Origin of the sequence: Streptomyces sp. MBT53 (assembly GCF_016654115.1) — a bacterium.
Taxonomy (GTDB): Bacteria; Actinomycetota; Actinomycetes; order Streptomycetales; family Streptomycetaceae; genus Streptomyces.
On sequence record NZ_JAEQAZ010000003.1, the window covers coordinates 102,075 to 117,322 of the forward strand.

General features: G+C 70.1%; 15 protein-coding genes. 6 read left to right on the forward strand and 9 right to left on the reverse strand.

The annotated features are described in order from the left end of the window. Positions 1 to 26 precede the first annotated feature (26 nt). Complete coding sequence (locus JHN45_RS02290; protein ID WP_200709947.1) at positions 27 to 701, forward strand: M15 family metallopeptidase; 675 nt, start codon at positions 27 to 29, stop codon at positions 699 to 701. Here JHN45_RS02290 and JHN45_RS02295 read toward each other — a convergent pair. Both JHN45_RS02295 and JHN45_RS02300 read right to left on the reverse strand, forming a co-directional pair. After that, entirely contained in the window at positions 698 to 1,660 is a 963-nt protein-coding gene (locus JHN45_RS02295; RefSeq protein WP_200709946.1) for an SDR family NAD(P)-dependent oxidoreductase, read from the reverse strand. The genes JHN45_RS02290 and JHN45_RS02295 overlap by 4 nt on opposite strands. Positions 1,661 to 1,953: 293 nt before the next feature. Then, a complete protein-coding gene (locus tag JHN45_RS02300) occupies positions 1,954 to 2,976 on the reverse strand; it encodes a PHP domain-containing protein (protein WP_200709945.1) in 1,023 nt (340 codons plus the stop codon). 80 nt (positions 2,977 to 3,056) lie between these two features. On the opposite strand from JHN45_RS02300, the gene JHN45_RS02305 reads away from it, so the two are divergent. Continuing rightward, positions 3,057 to 3,293, forward strand: coding sequence for a hypothetical protein (locus JHN45_RS02305; RefSeq protein ID WP_200709944.1), 237 nt, complete (start codon positions 3,057 to 3,059; stop codon positions 3,291 to 3,293). A gap of 11 nt (positions 3,294 to 3,304) precedes the next feature. Here the strand turns inward: JHN45_RS02305 and JHN45_RS02310 are convergent, their stop codons facing one another. The 4 genes from JHN45_RS02310 to otr(A) form a co-directional block, all read right to left on the reverse strand. Next, positions 3,305 to 4,546, reverse strand: coding sequence for a glycoside hydrolase family 16 protein (locus JHN45_RS02310; RefSeq protein WP_200709943.1), 1,242 nt, complete (start codon positions 4,544 to 4,546; stop codon positions 3,305 to 3,307). 153 nt (positions 4,547 to 4,699) lie between these two features. Then, positions 4,700 to 5,326, reverse strand: a complete 627-nt coding sequence (locus JHN45_RS02315; RefSeq protein WP_200709942.1) for a VanZ family protein — start codon at positions 5,324 to 5,326, stop codon at positions 4,700 to 4,702. 131 nt (positions 5,327 to 5,457) lie between these two features. Beyond that, the gene (locus JHN45_RS02320; protein ID WP_200709941.1) at positions 5,458 to 6,120 is read right to left on the reverse strand and encodes a DUF4230 domain-containing protein; all 663 of its coding nucleotides are present in this window, start codon (positions 6,118 to 6,120) and stop codon (positions 5,458 to 5,460) included. A 255-nt stretch (positions 6,121 to 6,375) separates the two neighbouring features. Further along, the gene (otr(A), locus tag JHN45_RS02325) at positions 6,376 to 8,235 is read right to left on the reverse strand and encodes a tetracycline resistance ribosomal protection protein Otr(A) (RefSeq protein WP_200709940.1); all 1,860 of its coding nucleotides are present in this window, start codon (positions 8,233 to 8,235) and stop codon (positions 6,376 to 6,378) included. Between the two features lie 195 nt (positions 8,236 to 8,430). On the opposite strand from otr(A), the gene JHN45_RS02330 reads away from it, so the two are divergent. Together JHN45_RS02330 and tuf are read left to right on the forward strand one after the other, a co-directional pair. Next, positions 8,431 to 9,384, forward strand: a complete 954-nt coding sequence (locus tag JHN45_RS02330) for a ribose-phosphate pyrophosphokinase (protein WP_200709939.1) — start codon at positions 8,431 to 8,433, stop codon at positions 9,382 to 9,384. Between the two features lie 55 nt (positions 9,385 to 9,439). Further along, positions 9,440 to 10,633, forward strand: coding sequence for an elongation factor Tu (tuf, locus tag JHN45_RS02335; RefSeq protein ID WP_200709938.1), 1,194 nt, complete (start codon positions 9,440 to 9,442; stop codon positions 10,631 to 10,633). On the opposite strand, the gene JHN45_RS02340 is transcribed toward tuf, so the two are convergent. After that, a complete protein-coding gene (locus tag JHN45_RS02340; RefSeq protein ID WP_200709937.1) occupies positions 10,626 to 11,063 on the reverse strand; it encodes an anti-sigma factor antagonist in 438 nt (145 codons plus the stop codon). The two genes, tuf and JHN45_RS02340, sit on opposite strands and share 8 nt — an antisense overlap. Positions 11,064 to 11,122: 59 nt before the next feature. Continuing rightward, complete coding sequence (locus JHN45_RS02345; protein ID WP_374192737.1) at positions 11,123 to 11,572, reverse strand: MarR family winged helix-turn-helix transcriptional regulator; 450 nt, start codon at positions 11,570 to 11,572, stop codon at positions 11,123 to 11,125. 115 nt (positions 11,573 to 11,687) lie between these two features. Between JHN45_RS02345 and JHN45_RS02350 the strand changes: the two genes are divergently transcribed. Both JHN45_RS02350 and JHN45_RS02355 read left to right on the forward strand, forming a co-directional pair. Further along, complete coding sequence (locus JHN45_RS02350; protein WP_200709936.1) at positions 11,688 to 13,142, forward strand: aldehyde dehydrogenase; 1,455 nt, start codon at positions 11,688 to 11,690, stop codon at positions 13,140 to 13,142. Positions 13,143 to 13,167: 25 nt separating this feature from the next. Next, positions 13,168 to 14,274, forward strand: a complete 1,107-nt coding sequence (locus JHN45_RS02355; protein WP_200709935.1) for an NAD(P)-dependent alcohol dehydrogenase — start codon at positions 13,168 to 13,170, stop codon at positions 14,272 to 14,274. Positions 14,275 to 14,284: 10 nt separating this feature from the next. Here JHN45_RS02355 and JHN45_RS02360 read toward each other — a convergent pair whose 3' ends face one another. Next, complete coding sequence (locus JHN45_RS02360; protein WP_200709934.1) at positions 14,285 to 15,235, reverse strand: NADP-dependent oxidoreductase; 951 nt, start codon at positions 15,233 to 15,235, stop codon at positions 14,285 to 14,287. Between the last annotated feature and the right edge of the window lie 13 nt (positions 15,236 to 15,248).

The following is a 15,248-nucleotide window of genomic DNA, read 5'->3' on the forward strand; positions in this document are numbered from 1 at the left end:
ACGGGCCGGTGGGAGATGATCACCCCATGAGTGAGATCATCCTGATGTCCGACGCCCGCGTCGCCGCCGTCCCCGTCGAGGAGTGCGGGGAACCCCTCGTCGACGTGAGCGACGTACTGCTGGTCGACGACCGCAAGAACAAGGACTCCGACAACGGCGCCGAACTCCTCCTGCGCCAGGGCGTGTTGGACCGCCTCCTGAAGGCGCAGGCATTGCTGCCCGACGGCCTGCGCCTGCTGTTCGTCGAGGGCTACCGGCCGCCGGTGCTCCAGCGCCGCTACTTCGAGGGCTACGCCGACGAGTTGCGCGCCGCCAACCCGGACTGGTCCGCCGACCGGATCCGGTCCGCCGCCAGCCGCTATGTGTCCCCGCCCGAGATCGCCCCGCACACCGCGGGCGCGGCCGTAGACCTGACCCTCGCCGACGCCGACGGCCGCGAACTCGACCTGGGCACCCCGATGAACGCCAATCCGGAGCAGAGCGCCGGGGCCTGCTACACCGACGCCGACAACATCACCGCCGAGGCCAGGGCCAACCGCGCCGTGCTGGGCAGGGCGCTCGGTGCGGCGGGCCTGGTCAACTATCCGACGGAGTGGTGGCACTGGTCGTACGGGGACCGCTACTGGGCGCTGACGACCGGCGCGCCCGCCGCCCTGTACGGGCCGAAGGAGACGACTCGGGAACTGTGTGCTCGAAACTAACCTGCGAAGGCGTCCACACCAGTTAGGTCGGCGGACAGCTTCCAGAGACGTGCCGCCTGCTCCGGGTCGGTCGCCCAGGACTTGACGCCGGTGCGCTCCTCGCCGTCGGGGGCGGGCTCCGCGATGTCGCAGTCCTCCAGGTAGACGCCGCCCATGTCGGCCAGCTGGGGCGATGTCGCCGCCCACACCTCGGTGGCCGCGCCCTGCTGCGGGGTCTTGAAACCCTCGGGGTTCAGCACGTTGCCCTGCTCGTCGATCCAGCCGCGCTCGACCATCTCCGCCTTGGGGAGGTGGCGCTGCAACGGGGTGATGATGCCGCCGGGGTGGAGCGAGAAGGCCCGGACGCCACGGTCGGCGGCGAGCCGGTCGAGGTGGACGGCGAACAGCACGTTCGCGGTCTTCGCCTGGCCGTACGCCTCCCACTTGTCGTAGCCGTGGGTCCACTGGACGTCGTCCCAGCGCATCCCGGAGAAGTGGTGGGCGCGCGAGGACACCGAGACCACACGGGCGCCGCCCGGCTCGATGGCCGGCCACAGCCGGTTGACGAGCGCGAAGTGACCGAGGTGGTTGGTGGCGAACTGCGCCTCCCAGCCGGGCCCGACCCGGGTCTCCGGGCAGGCCATGATCCCGGCGTTGTCGATCATGTAGTCGACGGTGCGGCCGGAGGCGAGGAACCGCTCGGCGAAGCCGCGCACGCTCTCCAGGTCGGCGAGGTCCAGCTCGTCCACCTCGACGCCGGGCAGCCCGGCGACGGCCTCACGGGCCGCGTCGGGGCGCCGGGCGGGGACGACCACCCGGGCGCCCGCCTTGGTGAGCGCGCGGGCGGCCTCCAGGCCGAGGCCCGAGTAGCCACCGGTGAGGATCGCCAGCTTCCCGTCGAGGTCGAGGCCCTCCAGGACGTCGTCGGCGGTGCTGTTCGCGTCGAATCCGGAACCGATCTTGTGCTGTGCAGTGGTCATACCTGGAACGCTACGAATTGAAGTGCGCTCGAAGTCAAGCGGAGAGGCCGCGCGAGGCCGGACACGGAGAAGCCCCGACCGCGACGGGGGAATCACGGCCGGGGCGGCCAGAAGGGTGGGCACGGAAGGCGGTCGCCTCGCGGCGAAAGGCTCCACAGGGCTTCAGCCGAACGATCTTCCCTGTGGGCGGAGGTTGAGGCCCGGGGACACTGTTCCCTCCGCACCCACGGTCTGTTCAACGGCGAACTACCGGCGAGTGTTCCTGGGCGGTCCGCCACACGCGGTGATGTGCATCACTTGCCAGTGGTCCAGTCCAGTAGCTCGTCCGCGGACCAGGTCGTCAGCACCCGCTCGGCGGGCACCCCGCACTCCTCCGCCCGCGCACAGCCGTTGATCTGCCAGTCCAGCTGACCGGGCGCGTGCGCGTCGGTGTCGACCGAGAACAGCACCCCCGCGTCCACGGCCTTCCGCAGCAGCCGCCTCGGCGGGTCGAGCCGCTCCGGACGGCTGTTGATCTCCACGGCCGTACCCGACTCGGCACACGCGGCGAACACCTCGTCCGCGTCGAACGCCGACTCCGGCCGCGCGGCACCCCCGTCCCGCCCGATCAGCAGCCGCCCGGTGCAGTGCCCGAGGATGTCCGCGTGCGGATTCCGTACGGCGGCCACCATGCGGCGGGTCATGGCGCGGGCTTCCATGCGCAGCTTGGAGTGCACGGAGACCACCACCACGTCGAGCCGCGCCAGCAGCTCCGGTTCCTGGTCCAGCGAGCCGTCGTCGAGGATGTCGCACTCGATGCCGGTGAGCAGCCGGAAGGGCGCCCAGGTCTCGTTCAGCGCGGCCACCACGTCCAGCTGCTCGCGCAGCCGCTCGGGGGAGAGTCCGCGGGCCACGGTCAGCCGGGGCGAGTGGTCGGTCAGCACGGCCCACTCGTGGCCGAGCCGGGCCGCCGTACGGCCCATCTCCTCGATCGGGCTGCCGCCGTCGGACCAGTCGGAGTGGAGGTGGCAGTCGCCACGCAGCTGGGCCCGCAGCGCTTCGCCGCCGGGGCCGGCCGGGGCGGGGGCCTCGGCCTCCAGCTGCTCCAGATAGGCGGGGACCCGTCCGTCCAGGGCCTCGCGGGCCACCTGCGCGGTCTTCGGGCCGATGCCCTTGAGGGTCTCCAGCGTCCCGGCCGCCGCGCGTTCGGCGACCTCGCCCTCGGGGAGCGCCGCCAGGACCCTGGCCGCCGTACGGAAGGCGCGTACGCGGTAGGTCGGGGCCAGGGACCGTTCCAGCAGGAAGGCGATCCGGTCCAGTGCCTGCACGGGATCCATCGAGCCTCCTCCCGCGAGAGGTCCCTGGCCCGGCACCTTGGACCGCTCGCGACCGCGTGATGCGTTCTAGGCTCTATTGCATGACCGAAATCGCCAGCCCGCACATCTCGACCCCGCGGATCATGGTGCTCAAGGTGCAGCCGGGCACCCCGCCGTTCCGCATCGTGCAGATCGACGGGGAGATGGTCTGCGAGGCCACCGGGATCACCGATGTCCTGGAGGTCGCGGCCGTGTGCGGCATCACGGTCCGCGACCTGGACGACCCGGACGTGGTCCGCTGGGTCGGCGGAGACAAATTCACCTGGCTGCCGCATTAGGCCTTACGGATTCAGCCGACCGTCCACTTCTGGTTGGCGCCGCCCGAGCAGGTCCAGATCTGCAGCGGGGTGCCGTTGGCCGAGTTGTTGCCGGTCACGTCCAGGCACTTGTTGGCCTGTGGGTTGACGATGTCGTTCGCCGAGCTGACGGCCCACTGCTGAGCCGTGGAACCGTTGCAGTCGTAGAGCTGGACCTTCGTGCCGTCCGCGGTGCCGCCGGCGTTCACGTCCAGGCACTTGCCGAGCGCGCGGATCGTGCCGTCGGAGCCGACGGTCCACTGCTGGGCGGCCGAACCGTTGCAGTCGTAGAGCTGTACGGCGGTCCCGTTGGCGGAGTTCGCGCCGTTGACGTCGACGCACTTGCCGGCGAGGCCCTTGATCGCCACCCCGGTGGCCGTGTCGCTCGTGGTGACCGACACCGAGTCCACCACCAGCTTGGCCGGGAAGGCCGTGGCGCTGTTCGGGTCGCCCGGCCAGTCGCCGCCGACCGCCAGGTTGAGGATCAGGAAGAACGGCTTGTTGAACGCCCAGGTGTTGCTGCCCACGTCGGCGGGCGTACGGGTCTGGTAGACGACACCGTCGACCGACCACTTGATCGAGTTGGGCGCCCAGTCGACGGCGAAGGTGTGGAAGGCGTCCGCGAAGGCCGCGCCGTTCGCCAGCGTGTAGGCGGCGCCTATCCCGTTGGCGCCGGAGTAGCCGGGGCCGTGGATGGTGCCGTGGATCGTGGAGGGCTCGTAGCCGACGTTCTCCATGACGTCGATCTCACCCGAGTTGGGCCAGCCGACCGAGCCGATGTCGGTGCCGAGCATCCAGAACGCGGGCCACATGCCCTGCCCGCGCGGGATCTGCATCCGCGCCTCGACATGACCGTACTGCGCGCTGAACTTCCCGGAGGTGTTCAGCCGGGCCGAGGTGTACTGGCAAGTGCCGTACCAGCACTGGTAGTTGGCGGGGTTCTCCTTCTTGGCCGTGATCACCAGGTGGCCCTGGCCGTCCAGGGCCGCGTTGTTGGTGCCGGACGTGTAGTACTCGCGCTCGTGGTTGTTGACGTTGTCGCCGGTCTCCTGCGTCCACTTCGAGGAGTTGACGGCGCTGCCGGCCGCCCCGTCGAAGGTGTCGGAGAACGTGACGGCGTCGGCCTGGGCGTCCGACGTGGAGGCCGCCTGCGCCGGACCGATCGCGGCGGACGCGACCAGTGCGGCGGACAGGGCGGCGAAGAGGCATCTGCGGAGTACGCGTGGGGAAGCCACGGCATTCCCTTCTGTGCGGCGGACGTGGGGACCGACACGCCGACTGAGGTGGGGGGTGAAAGCGTCGCCTCTTGATTTAAGAAGTGAGATAAGGAGAGCGTCAATACCTTGGTACGGACCAGTAGTTGAATGTTACGGGCCAGTAGTTGATCGTTACGAAGCGGCCTTCGGCGCTTTGGACGCCTTCGCTGCCTTTGATGTCCTTGCCGCCTTCGCGACGGGCTTCCGCGCGTGTACCGCCCGGCCGAGCCGGCGCCCCAGCAGGACCCAACCCACCAGCGCGCCAGTGGTGTTGAGGATGACGTCGTCGATGTCGAAGGCCCGCCCGGTGATCAGCGCGCCCTGCGCGAACTCCACCAGAAGCATCACGGTCGCCGTCAGCAGCAGCACCTTCAGGATGCCGCGCGCCCGGGGCGCGAACACCGGGACCAGCACCCCGAACGGGATGCCGAGCACGATGTTCCCGCCGATCTGCTTCACGGCGTCGCGCATCGCCGGCTGGTCGAGATAGGCCTTCAGGGAGCGGCCCGGGTGCAGATTGGTGTGCACGAGCGCCTTCGAGGCGGGGGACGGCTCCAGGGTCAGCTTGGCCAGTACGACGGCGAACGCCACCATGAACACGAAGCCGAGCAGCATCGACAACAGGCGTAGGGGGAGGGGGAGTTGGTAGCGCTGGGGAGGTGCGGGCTTCGACGGGCGCGGGGCGCGGGCCGCTTTCGGCCCGGCCTCGGTCCTGGGCGCGGTCCTGGTGCGGCGCAGACGTGCGGCGGTACGGCCCATGCGTGAGATCCTCCGGTCTTCAACTGCCCTGTGTGGTAGGCCGGTTACCCCCGATTCGGCGGAGGATGCCATGGCGGCGGACGGAACCCGTGTGCGGCGCGGGTGCCCGCACACGGGTTGCCGACGGCTGCTCAGGCCGCGTACGAGATGGTCACCGTCGTGAAGCCCAGCGAGCCGAGCAGGCCCTTGAGCATGTTGGTGGTGTTGGTCTCGGCGCGGGTGGTCAGACCGCTGGTCTTCGCCGCCTCGGCGATGTGCTTGGAGGCGAGTTTCTGCACGGCCTGCTCGCTGTTGGGGTTGTCGGAGAAGATGTCGCCCAGGCGGTCCAGCAGACCGCGCTGCTTGGAGACCGTGTACGAGTGGTCAGGGTCCAGCGCAGGCTTGCCGAGCGTCGCGTGCGGCAGCTTGATGGTGGCCGACGTGCGGTCGCCGTTGACCGTCACGTCCTGCTTGCCGAGCTTGCCCAGGTCGACATAACCCTCCACGGTGCCCGCGCCGACGTACAGCGTGCGGGTGCCGCGGATCGCGGCGGGCAGGAACTTGGCGTCCTTCTCCAGATCCACGACGACCTGGAAGTTGCCGGAGGCCGCGTCGTAACGGCTCATGTCCTGAATGGACTTGAGCAGCGCCGGACCCGAACGGTCATGGGTCTCGGTGCCGAAGATGTCGCGCAGTCCCGGGAGCACGGCAAGCCGCAGCCCGGCGAACAGCACGGCGATCACAACGACGACGGCGGTGAGCACCTTCGCCCAGCCCGGCATGCGCCGGGGTATACGGCTGATGGAAGTCGTCATGGGGACGGCCCTCCCTTCCTCGGTATCCGCATGCCCCCCAAACGCCCTGTCAGACCGACGCGTTGGTGGAACGGTCGCGCTGACGGGGGCGCGGAGGGCGCACGGGCGTGAAAAGTCACTGTTCGGCCCGCCAGAAGCCCTGGTCGACCGCGCTGACAGCATTTCCCGGCCGCCTCGCCCCATGCGTCCCGTGACCTTTCCGGATCACGGTCCGGTTCATGTTGTGACACAGGCCCCGGACACCCCGAACACCCCTCAGTGCGAAGGCAGTTCACGGTCACCGGACGGACGCGACCACCACACCCCCTCGCCGCGTGTGAGCCCGGGCAGGGCCGACTCCACGTCCCGCACCCGCCGGGCCGGCAGCTCACCGGTGATCAGCCAGGAGTCGACGCCACCCGTGGTACCCGTGAACTCGGCGCGACAGGAGGCGAGTTGCGCGGTCACCGGTGCTAGCGCGTCCTGCGGGACCTCCGCCTCGAACGCGACGTACGGCTCGTACAGCCGTGTCCCCGCCTGCCGCAGCGCCCGGCGCAGCACGATCGGCGTGAGGCCGCGGAAGTCGCCGGCCGTACTGAGCGGGCCGACGAATCCCGACCGGGTGAGGGTGACCCGGTAGTCCGTCACCGGCGCGCCGTGCAGTCCGCCGAGCAGGGTTGAGTGGACCGTGTCCTCGACGGCCTGGTGGAACGCGCGGGGGAGCGCGCCGAGTTGGGTCTCGTACGCGAAGATCCCGCCGGAGCCGCGCGGTCCCGGTTCGACGCGCAGCCCGATCGTCGCCCAGTAGCGGGTGCCGTCGTGCCACGGCCATTCGTCGCAGGCCTCGCCGGTCCCGGCCGGGCGTTCCAGGAACCGCACCCGGCTCGGCTCGAAGTCGGCCTCGACGCCGAAGTCCTGGACGAGGGTCGCCGCGAGCACTTCCTTCTGGACCTCGCCGTACAGGAGCAGCACGGTCGCCCCGGAGGCGGCGGGCCGCGCGTGCAGCAGCGGGTCCTGGTCGGCCAGCGCCAGCAGCGCCGAACGCAGCGCCGCCGCCTGCTCGGGACGCCGGGCCCGTACGACGGTCTCCAGCGTCGGCGGCGCGAACTGCGGTGCCCGCTCGGTGAGTTCACCGAGCCGGTCGCCGACCCGGATGTCCTTCGGGCCGGTCAGCGCGCCGATGTTCCCGGCCGTGAGCGGTCCGGGCCGGCCGATCACATCGAGCCGCGTGACCCGCCCGGAGACCTCGACGGCCCGCCCGTCCGCCCCGTGCCGGCGGAACGTGAGCCGCTGCTGCGGGGCCACCTCACCGTCGTAGAGCCGCAGATACGCCGTCCGTTCGCGGCCGGGACCGGGGCGTACCGCGAACACCGTGCCGCGAGGGGTGCCCGAACCGGACGTCGCGGGCGGGATCAACTGGACCAGTCGGGCGACGAGTTCGGGGATTCCCTGGCCGCCGAGGGCCGAGCCGAACAGGAGCGGGTGGATCGAGCCGTCGGCGGTGCGGGTGGCGAGGGCCTTGCTCAGGTCGTCCGGTGTGGGATGCGGGCCGTCGACCACCGCCGCGAGGACGGACGGGTCGACGTCGGCCAGGGCCTCGGCCAGGTCCGGGTCGCCGGGCGGGCGGGGCAGGACACGGGCGGCGGGCGTGCCGAGGCCCGTCACGTCCATGAGCGGTGCCACGTGCGGGGTCAGCCGACGTCGGATGTCCGCGACGAGGTCGTCGGAGCGGGCGCCCGCGCGGTCGATCTTGTTGACGAAGACAAGCGTGGGCAGCCGTAGCCGCCGCAGGGTCCGCAGCAGGACGCGGGTCTGTGCCTGGACGCCCTCCACTGCGGACAGCAGCAGCACCGCGCCGTCGAGGACTTCCAGGGCGCGCTCGACCTCCGCGATGAAGTCCGCGTGGCCGGGGGTGTCGATCAGGTTGATCTGGGTGTCGCCGGACGTGAAGGCGGCGACGGCCGAACGGATGGTGATCCCGCGCTGCCGCTCGATCGCGCCGTCGTCCGTACGGGTGTCACCGGCGTCGACACTGCCGAGCCGGTCGGTCGCGCCGTGGTCGAACAGCAGCCGCTCGGTGAGGCTGGTCTTACCGGCGTCGACGTGGGCCAGAATTCCGATGTTCAGGGTGTGCATGCGTGGTCGAGTCCTCAAGAACCGTCGTCCAGTGGGAAGGGCGGTGGATTCCGAGGAGTCGGCGCATGTGAGGGTTCCTGACGGGAGAGGGCACGGACGCGGCCATCATGACGCCCCCGGCCGGTGGGTCCGCAACCTGTTTTCGCGGTCAGTAGCATGAGGCACGGCCGGGAATGATCATGCGAGGAGCAGATCGTGCGAGACATCGCCGTGTTCAGCGGGAGTGCCCACCCCGAGTTGGCGAAGGAGGTCTGCGCGCATCTCGGTGTACCGCTCAGCCCGACCCGGGTCAGCCGGTTCGCCAACGACTGTCTGGAGGTACAGCTCCAGGCCAACTGCCGTGAACGGGACGTCTTCCTGATCCAGCCGCTCGTCAAGCCGGTCCAGGAGAACCTGGTCGAGCTGCTGTTGATGTGCGACGCGGCACGCGGCGCCTCCGCCGGGCGGATCACCGTCGTCATGCCGCACTACTCCTACGCCCGCTCCGACAAGAAGGACGCCCCGCGCATCTCGCTCGGCGGACGCCTGGTCGCCGACCTGATGGTCGCGGCGGGCGCGAGCCGGGTCCTGGCGATGACCTTGCACTCACCGCAGGTGCACGGCTTCTTCTCGGTGCCGGTCGACCATCTGCACGCACTGCGCGAACTCGCCGCGCACTTCCGGCAGTACGACCTCTCGCGCACCACCGTCGTCTCCCCGGACCTCGGCAACGCCAAGGAGGCCGCCGCGTTCGCCCGGCTGATCGGCGCCCAGGTCGCGGCCGGCGCCAAGCAGCGCTACGCGGACGACCGGGTCGTCATCAGCTCCGTCATCGGTGACATCGCGGGCCGCGACGTCATCGTGCTGGACGACGAGATCGCCAAGGGCAGCACCGTCCTCGAACTCCTGGACCGGCTGCGGGAGTTGGGGCCGCGCTCGATCCGAGTGGCCTGTACCCACGGCCTGTTCGCGGCGGGCGCCCTCAAGCGGATCGGGGAGCAGCCCGACGTACTGGAGATCGTCTGCACCAACACGGTCCCGGTGCCCGAGGAGGAGCGCACCGAGAAACTGCGCATCCTCTCCATCGCCCCGGCGCTCGCCGAGGCCGTACGCCGCATTCACAACGGCGAGTCCGTCAGCGCCCTGTTCGACGCGCCGCCGAACGAATAGACATAAAGGGACGGAGCAACGCTCGGCAGCACCGAGGTGATCAGGAGGACTCGCCGTGGCGAAGGCGAAGTTCCAGCGGACGAAACCCCATGTGAACGTCGGCACCATCGGTCACATCGACCACGGCAAGACCACTCTCACGGCGGCCATCACGAAAGTGCTCCACGACCGGTTCCCCGACCTCAACCCCTTCACGCCGTTCGACCAGATCGACAAGGCGCCCGAGGAACGGCAGCGCGGCATCACCATCTCCATCGCCCACGTGGAGTACCAGACCGAACGACGGCACTACGCGCACGTCGACTGCCCCGGGCACGCCGACTACATCAAGAACATGATCACCGGCGCCGCCCAGATGGACGGTGCGATCCTGGTCGTCGCGGCCACCGACGGGCCCATGCCGCAGACCAAGGAACACGTGCTGCTGGCCCGGCAGGTCGGCGTGCCGTACATCGTCGTCGCCCTCAACAAGACGGACATGGTCGACGACGAGGAGATCCTGGAACTGGTCGAGCTGGAGGTGCGGGAGCTGCTCACCGAGTACGAGTTCCCCGGCGACGACCTCCCGGTGGTCAAGGTGTCCGCGCTCAAGGCCCTCGAAGGGGACCCGGAGTGGACCGCCTCGGTGCTCGAACTCCTCGACGCCGTCGACGAGTTCGTGCCCCAGCCGGTGCGGGACGTGGACCGGCCGTTCCTGCTGCCGATCGAGGACGTCTTCACCATCACCGGCCGCGGCACGGTCGTCACCGGCCGGATCGAGCGCGGGGTGCTGAAGGTCAACAACGAGGTGGAGATCATCGGCATCCACGAGCAGAAGACGAAGACGACCGTCACCGGCATCGAGATGTTCCGCAAACTCCTCGACGAGGGCCGGGCCGGCGAGAACGTCGGACTGCTGCTGCGCGGGGTGAAGCGCGAGGACGTGGAGCGCGGCCAGGTCGTCATCAAGCCCGGATCGGTCACCCCGCACGTGGAGTTCGAGGCCCGCGCCTACATCCTGTCCAAGGACGAGGGCGGCCGGCACACGCCCTTCTTCCACAACTATCGCCCGCAGTTCTACTTCCGCACGACGGACGTGACGGGCGTGGTGACCCTGCCGAAGGGCACCGAGATGGTAATGCCGGGCGACAACACGACCATGCATGTCGAGCTGATCCAACCCATCGCGATGGAGGAGGGGTTGAAGTTCGCGATCCGTGAGGGCGGCCGGACGGTGGGCGCCGGTCAGGTCACCAAGATCCTCAGGTAGGCGTGGTCTCCGCCTGCTCCAGGGCCGCGTCCAGCGTGGGACGGGGCGGCAGCAGCTGCGCGAGTCCGGTGATCCGGAGGATGCGCAGGGTCAGCGGATGGGTGCAGACCAGGTGCAGCCTGCCGCCCTGGTCGAGCACCCGGAGCCGGGCCCGGAAGAGCAGGCGGAGCCCCGAGCAGTCGAAGAACTCGACGCGCCGCAGGTCCAGCACGACACGTGCGCCCGGCCTGCCGGTTACCCGGTCCAGATACGGGATGATCTCCACCGCCGCGGCGATGTCGATCTCGCCGCGTAACTCCAGCACCGTGAACCCCCGGTCCTGGTGGATGCGCAGATGCCGGGTGAGCGGCGCGGGTTCCTGCTGCACGACCACATCCCCTCCAACAGTCCCCGCCCTGCAAGTTACCCTCGATGGAGTGAATTTGAGCATGTTCGATTGACATATGTCTTCGAATCGAGCCAGAGCTTTCTGAGATATTCCAGGCAGCACTACGACAGCGCGTGCCAGGCCTTGGAAAGTGCCTGGCGGAACTGCTCGCTCTGGTGCGCTGTGAGCTCGCGCACCATCCGCTCCTCCAGCGCCCGCACCGGCCCCGCGCAGCCCGCCAGCAGCTCGCGCCCCTCGCCGGTCAGCAGGATCAGCAGCTCGCGCCGGTTGCGCGGATTGCGCTCGCGGCGGATCAGCCCGCGCCCCTCCAGCGAGCGGACCAGATCGGCGATGGACTGCGCGGTGACGAAGGAGTCCCGGGCCAGCTGCGCCGCCGACAGGCCGTCGTGTCGCTCCAGAACCGTGAGCGCGGTGTACTGGAGTGCGGTGACGCCATAGGGCCTGACCAGCTCGTCCAGGCGCGAGCGGACGACCAGCTCCACCTGCTTGACCATGTACAGCAGGGACGGGAGCGTCTTCGTCGCTTCGGCGCCAACCAGGGATTCAGCCATGGATTCACCCTAGAGCATTGACAGGAAACCTGTCTGTAATGAGACTGCGGACCAGACGAGCAACCAACAGGAATCCTGTTGGTTGAAATCTTGGCAACGATGCTGAGGAGTGGCGATGACCGCCTTCGAGATCGAACCCGGCCGCCTGTTCGTCGGGGGGCAGTGGCGCGAGGCCGCCGACGGAGCGCGCACCGAGGTGGTCGACCCGTCCCGGGGCCGGGTCGTCACCACCGTCGCCGAGGCGGGCCCCGCCGACGTCGACGCGGCCGTCCGCGCCGCCCGCGAGGCCTTCGACAGTGGCCGCTGGTCCGGCCTCAGCGGTCGCGAACGCGGCCGGATCCTGCACCGCGTCGCCGAACTCGTCCGCGAGAACGCCGACGAACTCGCCCACCTGGAGAGCCTCGACGTAGGCAAGCCCATCACCTTGTGCCACGCCGTCGACGTCACCAACGCGGCCAACGACTACGAGCACTACGCCGCCCTGGCCTTCTCCCTGGACGGCTCGACCCGCGACACCCCGCTCAACGCCCTCGCCTACACCAAGCGCGAGCCGCTGGGCGTGGTCGCCGCGATCACCCCCTTCAACTTCCCCCTGATCCTCGCCGGTTCGAAGCTCGCCCCGGCCCTCGCGGCCGGCAACACCGTGGTCCACAAGCCCGCCGACGAGACCCCGCTCAGCGCCCTCTACATGGCCGGACTGCTCCAGCGCGCGGGCGTCCCGGACGGCGTCGTCAACGTCGTCACCGGCACCGGACCGGTCGCCGGAGAGTCCCTGCTGCGGCACGCGGGCGTCGACAAGATCGCGTTCACCGGCTCCACCGCCGTCGGCCGGCACGCCGCGAGCGTCGCCGGCGAGAACCTCAAGCCCGTCACCATGGAGCTCGGCGGCAACGCGGCCCACATCGTCTTCGAGGACGCCGACCTGGAGAAGGCCGTCGGCGCGGTCATCAAGGGCTTCGTCTTCAACACCGGCCAGTTCTGCATGGGCGGCCCCCGCCTCCTGGTCGCCCGCCCCGTCTACAGCACCCTCCTCAACATCCTCGCCGACGCCGTCCCCGGCGTACCGCTCGGCGACCCCCGGCTGCCCGAGACCGTCGTCGGCCCGATGGCGGGGGAGAAGCACCTGCGCAAGGTCGAGGAGTACGTCGACCTCGCCCGCAAGGAGGGCGCCCGCATCGTCTGCGGCGGCGAACGCCTCGACCTCGACGGCGGCTACTACTACAAGCCCACCGTCATCGCCGACCTCGCCAACGACTCCCGGGTGATCCAGGAGGAGATCTTCGGCCCGGTCCTCACCGTGCAGCCCTTCGACACCGAGGACGAGGCCGTCGAACTCGCCAACTCCACGCCCTACGGCCTGGCTTCGGGCGTCCAGACCGGCAACCTCGCCCGCGCCCACCGCATCGCGGACCGGCTCCAGGCGGGCATCGTCTGGGTCAACGACTGGGCGATGCTCGACCCCAACGTCCCCTTCGGCGGCGTCAAGGACTCCGGCTTCGGCCGCGAGTACGGCCCCGAGGGCCTGGCCGCCTACACCCGGACCAAGTCCGTCGTCGTCTCGCTCGACTGACCACGCCCACCAAGGAGTTCGTACGATGTCCACCACCACGCGCGCGGCCGTCGTCGAGTCGGGCGGCGCACCCTTCACGCTCACCGACGTCGAACTGGCCGAGCCCGGCCCGCACGAGGCGCTCGTCCGCGTCGTCGCAACAGGCCTGTGCCACACCGATCTTGGGGTCGCGAGCGGCGGACTGCCCTTCCCGCTTCCCGGAGTTCTCGGTCACGAGGGCGCCGGTGTCGTCGAGGAGGTCGGCTCCGCCGTCACCGGTGTCGCACCCGGCGACCACGTCGTGCTGTCCTTCACGTCCTGCGGCGACTGCCGCAACTGCCAGGGCGGACACCCCGCCTACTGCGCGACCTGGCTGCCGCTGAACCTCATCGGCGGTCGCCGCGCCGACGGCAGCAGCACCATCAGCCGGGACGGGGAGCCCCTCGGCGGACACTTCTTCGGTCAATCCTCGTTCGCCGAGCGGGCGTTGGTCGACCAGCGGAGCCTCGTCAAGGTCGATCCCGATGTACCGCTGGAGTCGATCGCCCCACTGGGCTGCGGAGTTCAGACGGGGGTCGGTGCCGTCTGGAACGTCCTCAAGCCCCGGCTCGGCGACACGGTCGTGGTGCTCGGCGCCGGAGCGGTCGGCCTGTCCGCCGTGATGGCCGCCGCACTCACGCCCGCGACCCGCATCATCGCCGTCGACAGGATCGCCGAACGCCTTCTGCTGGCAAAGGAGTTGGGCGCCACCCACACCGTCAACGCAGGAGAGGCCGACCTCGGGGAGACCCTCGCGGTACTGACGGACGGACACGGCGCCGACGGTATCGTCGAGACCACCGGCAGTGTCGCCGTCCTCCGCCAGGGCGCCGACGCCCTCGCCGCCCGGGGCACCCTGGTCGTCGTAGGGGCGCCGCCGTTCGGCAGCGAAGTCGCCCTGGACGTCAACGGGTTGATCCCCGGGAAGCGCATCGAGGGCCTCACCCTCGGTGACAGCGAGACGCAGAGTTTCATCCCCGCGCTCGTGCGGCTGGTGAAGGAGGGGCGGCTCCCGCTGCACCGCCTGATCACGACCTATCCGTTCGCGGACATCGACCAGGCGGTACGGGACATGAGCGCGGGCAAGGCGATCAAGCCCGTGCTCACGTTCTGAGCCGACCCACTCAGTCGACCGTCAGCACCAGCTTGCCCGCAGTACGGCCGGTGGCGCCGAGCGTGTGTGCCTCGGCGGCATCGGCCAGCGGGAACGCCCCGGCGATCGTCGCGCGCAGCTTCCCCGCCTCGACGAGTTCGGCGATGGCCTCCATGTCCGCGCGATCGGCGTCGACGAGCATGCGGACCGCCCGCACGCCGAGCCGCTCGGCCTCCTCGTGGAAGTCGTCCTTGCCGATCGGGATGATCGACACCACGACCCCGCCCGGCCGCAGCACCCGCAGCGACTTGAGTCCGGTCTCGCCGCCGAGTGTGTCCAGGACCACGTCGACGTCCTTCACGGCCTCGGCGAAGTCGGTCTCCCGGTAGTCGATCGCCTCGTCCACACCCAGGTCGCGCAGGAACTCGTGCTTGCCCGCGCTCGCCGTACCGATCACATAGGCGCCGCGCGCCTTGGCGATCTGCACGGCCACATGCCCGACCCCGCCGGCCGCCGCGTGGACCAGCACCCGCTGTCCGGGCCGGACGTCCGCGTTCTCCACCAGCGCCTGCCACGCGGTCAGCGCGACCAGGGGTAGTGCGCCCGCCTGGACGTGGTCGACGGCGGCCGGCTTGTGGACGAAGGCGCGGGCCGGGGCGGCGACGTACTCGGCGTGCGAGCCGTGGCCCCACGGGTAGGACAGCATCCCGAAGACCTCGTCGCCGGCCTCGAAGCGGGCGACGCCCACACCGACGGCCTCGACGACGCCGGAGACGTCCCAGCCGAGGACGAAGGGCGGCTCGCCGAGGAATCCACCGGTCTTCCGGTGCTTCCAGTCGGTGGGGTTGAGCCCGGCGGCCCGCACCCGGATCAGGATCTCGTTGGCGCGCGGCGTGGGCCGCTCGACCTCGATCACTTCGAGGACCTCGGGCTCGCCGAGGACGTGCTGACTGACGGCTCGCATGGTGTTCACAGTGCTCATGTTCATTGAGCCT

Excerpts from the sequence above, each read along its gene's own strand:
- JHN45_RS02305 (WP_200709944.1), top strand. The coding sequence starts at position 3,057 with ATGACCGAAATCGCCAGCCCGCACATCTCGACCCCGCGGATCATGGTG.
- JHN45_RS02360 (WP_200709934.1), bottom strand. The coding sequence starts at position 15,235 with ATGAGCACTGTGAACACCATGCGAGCCGTCAGTCAGCACGTCCTCGGC.
- JHN45_RS02300 (WP_200709945.1), bottom strand. The coding sequence starts at position 2,976 with ATGGATCCCGTGCAGGCACTGGACCGGATCGCCTTCCTGCTGGAACGG.
- JHN45_RS02340 (WP_200709937.1), bottom strand. The coding sequence starts at position 11,063 with ATGCTCAAATTCACTCCATCGAGGGTAACTTGCAGGGCGGGGACTGTT.
- JHN45_RS02345 (WP_374192737.1), bottom strand. The coding sequence starts at position 11,572 with ATGGCTGAATCCCTGGTTGGCGCCGAAGCGACGAAGACGCTCCCGTCC.
- JHN45_RS02355 (WP_200709935.1), top strand. The coding sequence starts at position 13,168 with ATGTCCACCACCACGCGCGCGGCCGTCGTCGAGTCGGGCGGCGCACCC.
- JHN45_RS02295 (WP_200709946.1), bottom strand. The coding sequence starts at position 1,660 with ATGACCACTGCACAGCACAAGATCGGTTCCGGATTCGACGCGAACAGC.
- JHN45_RS02320 (WP_200709941.1), bottom strand. The coding sequence starts at position 6,120 with ATGACGACTTCCATCAGCCGTATACCCCGGCGCATGCCGGGCTGGGCG.
- JHN45_RS02315 (WP_200709942.1), bottom strand. The coding sequence starts at position 5,326 with ATGGGCCGTACCGCCGCACGTCTGCGCCGCACCAGGACCGCGCCCAGG.
- JHN45_RS02290 (WP_200709947.1), top strand. The coding sequence starts at position 27 with ATGAGTGAGATCATCCTGATGTCCGACGCCCGCGTCGCCGCCGTCCCC.
- JHN45_RS02350 (WP_200709936.1), top strand. The coding sequence starts at position 11,688 with ATGACCGCCTTCGAGATCGAACCCGGCCGCCTGTTCGTCGGGGGGCAG.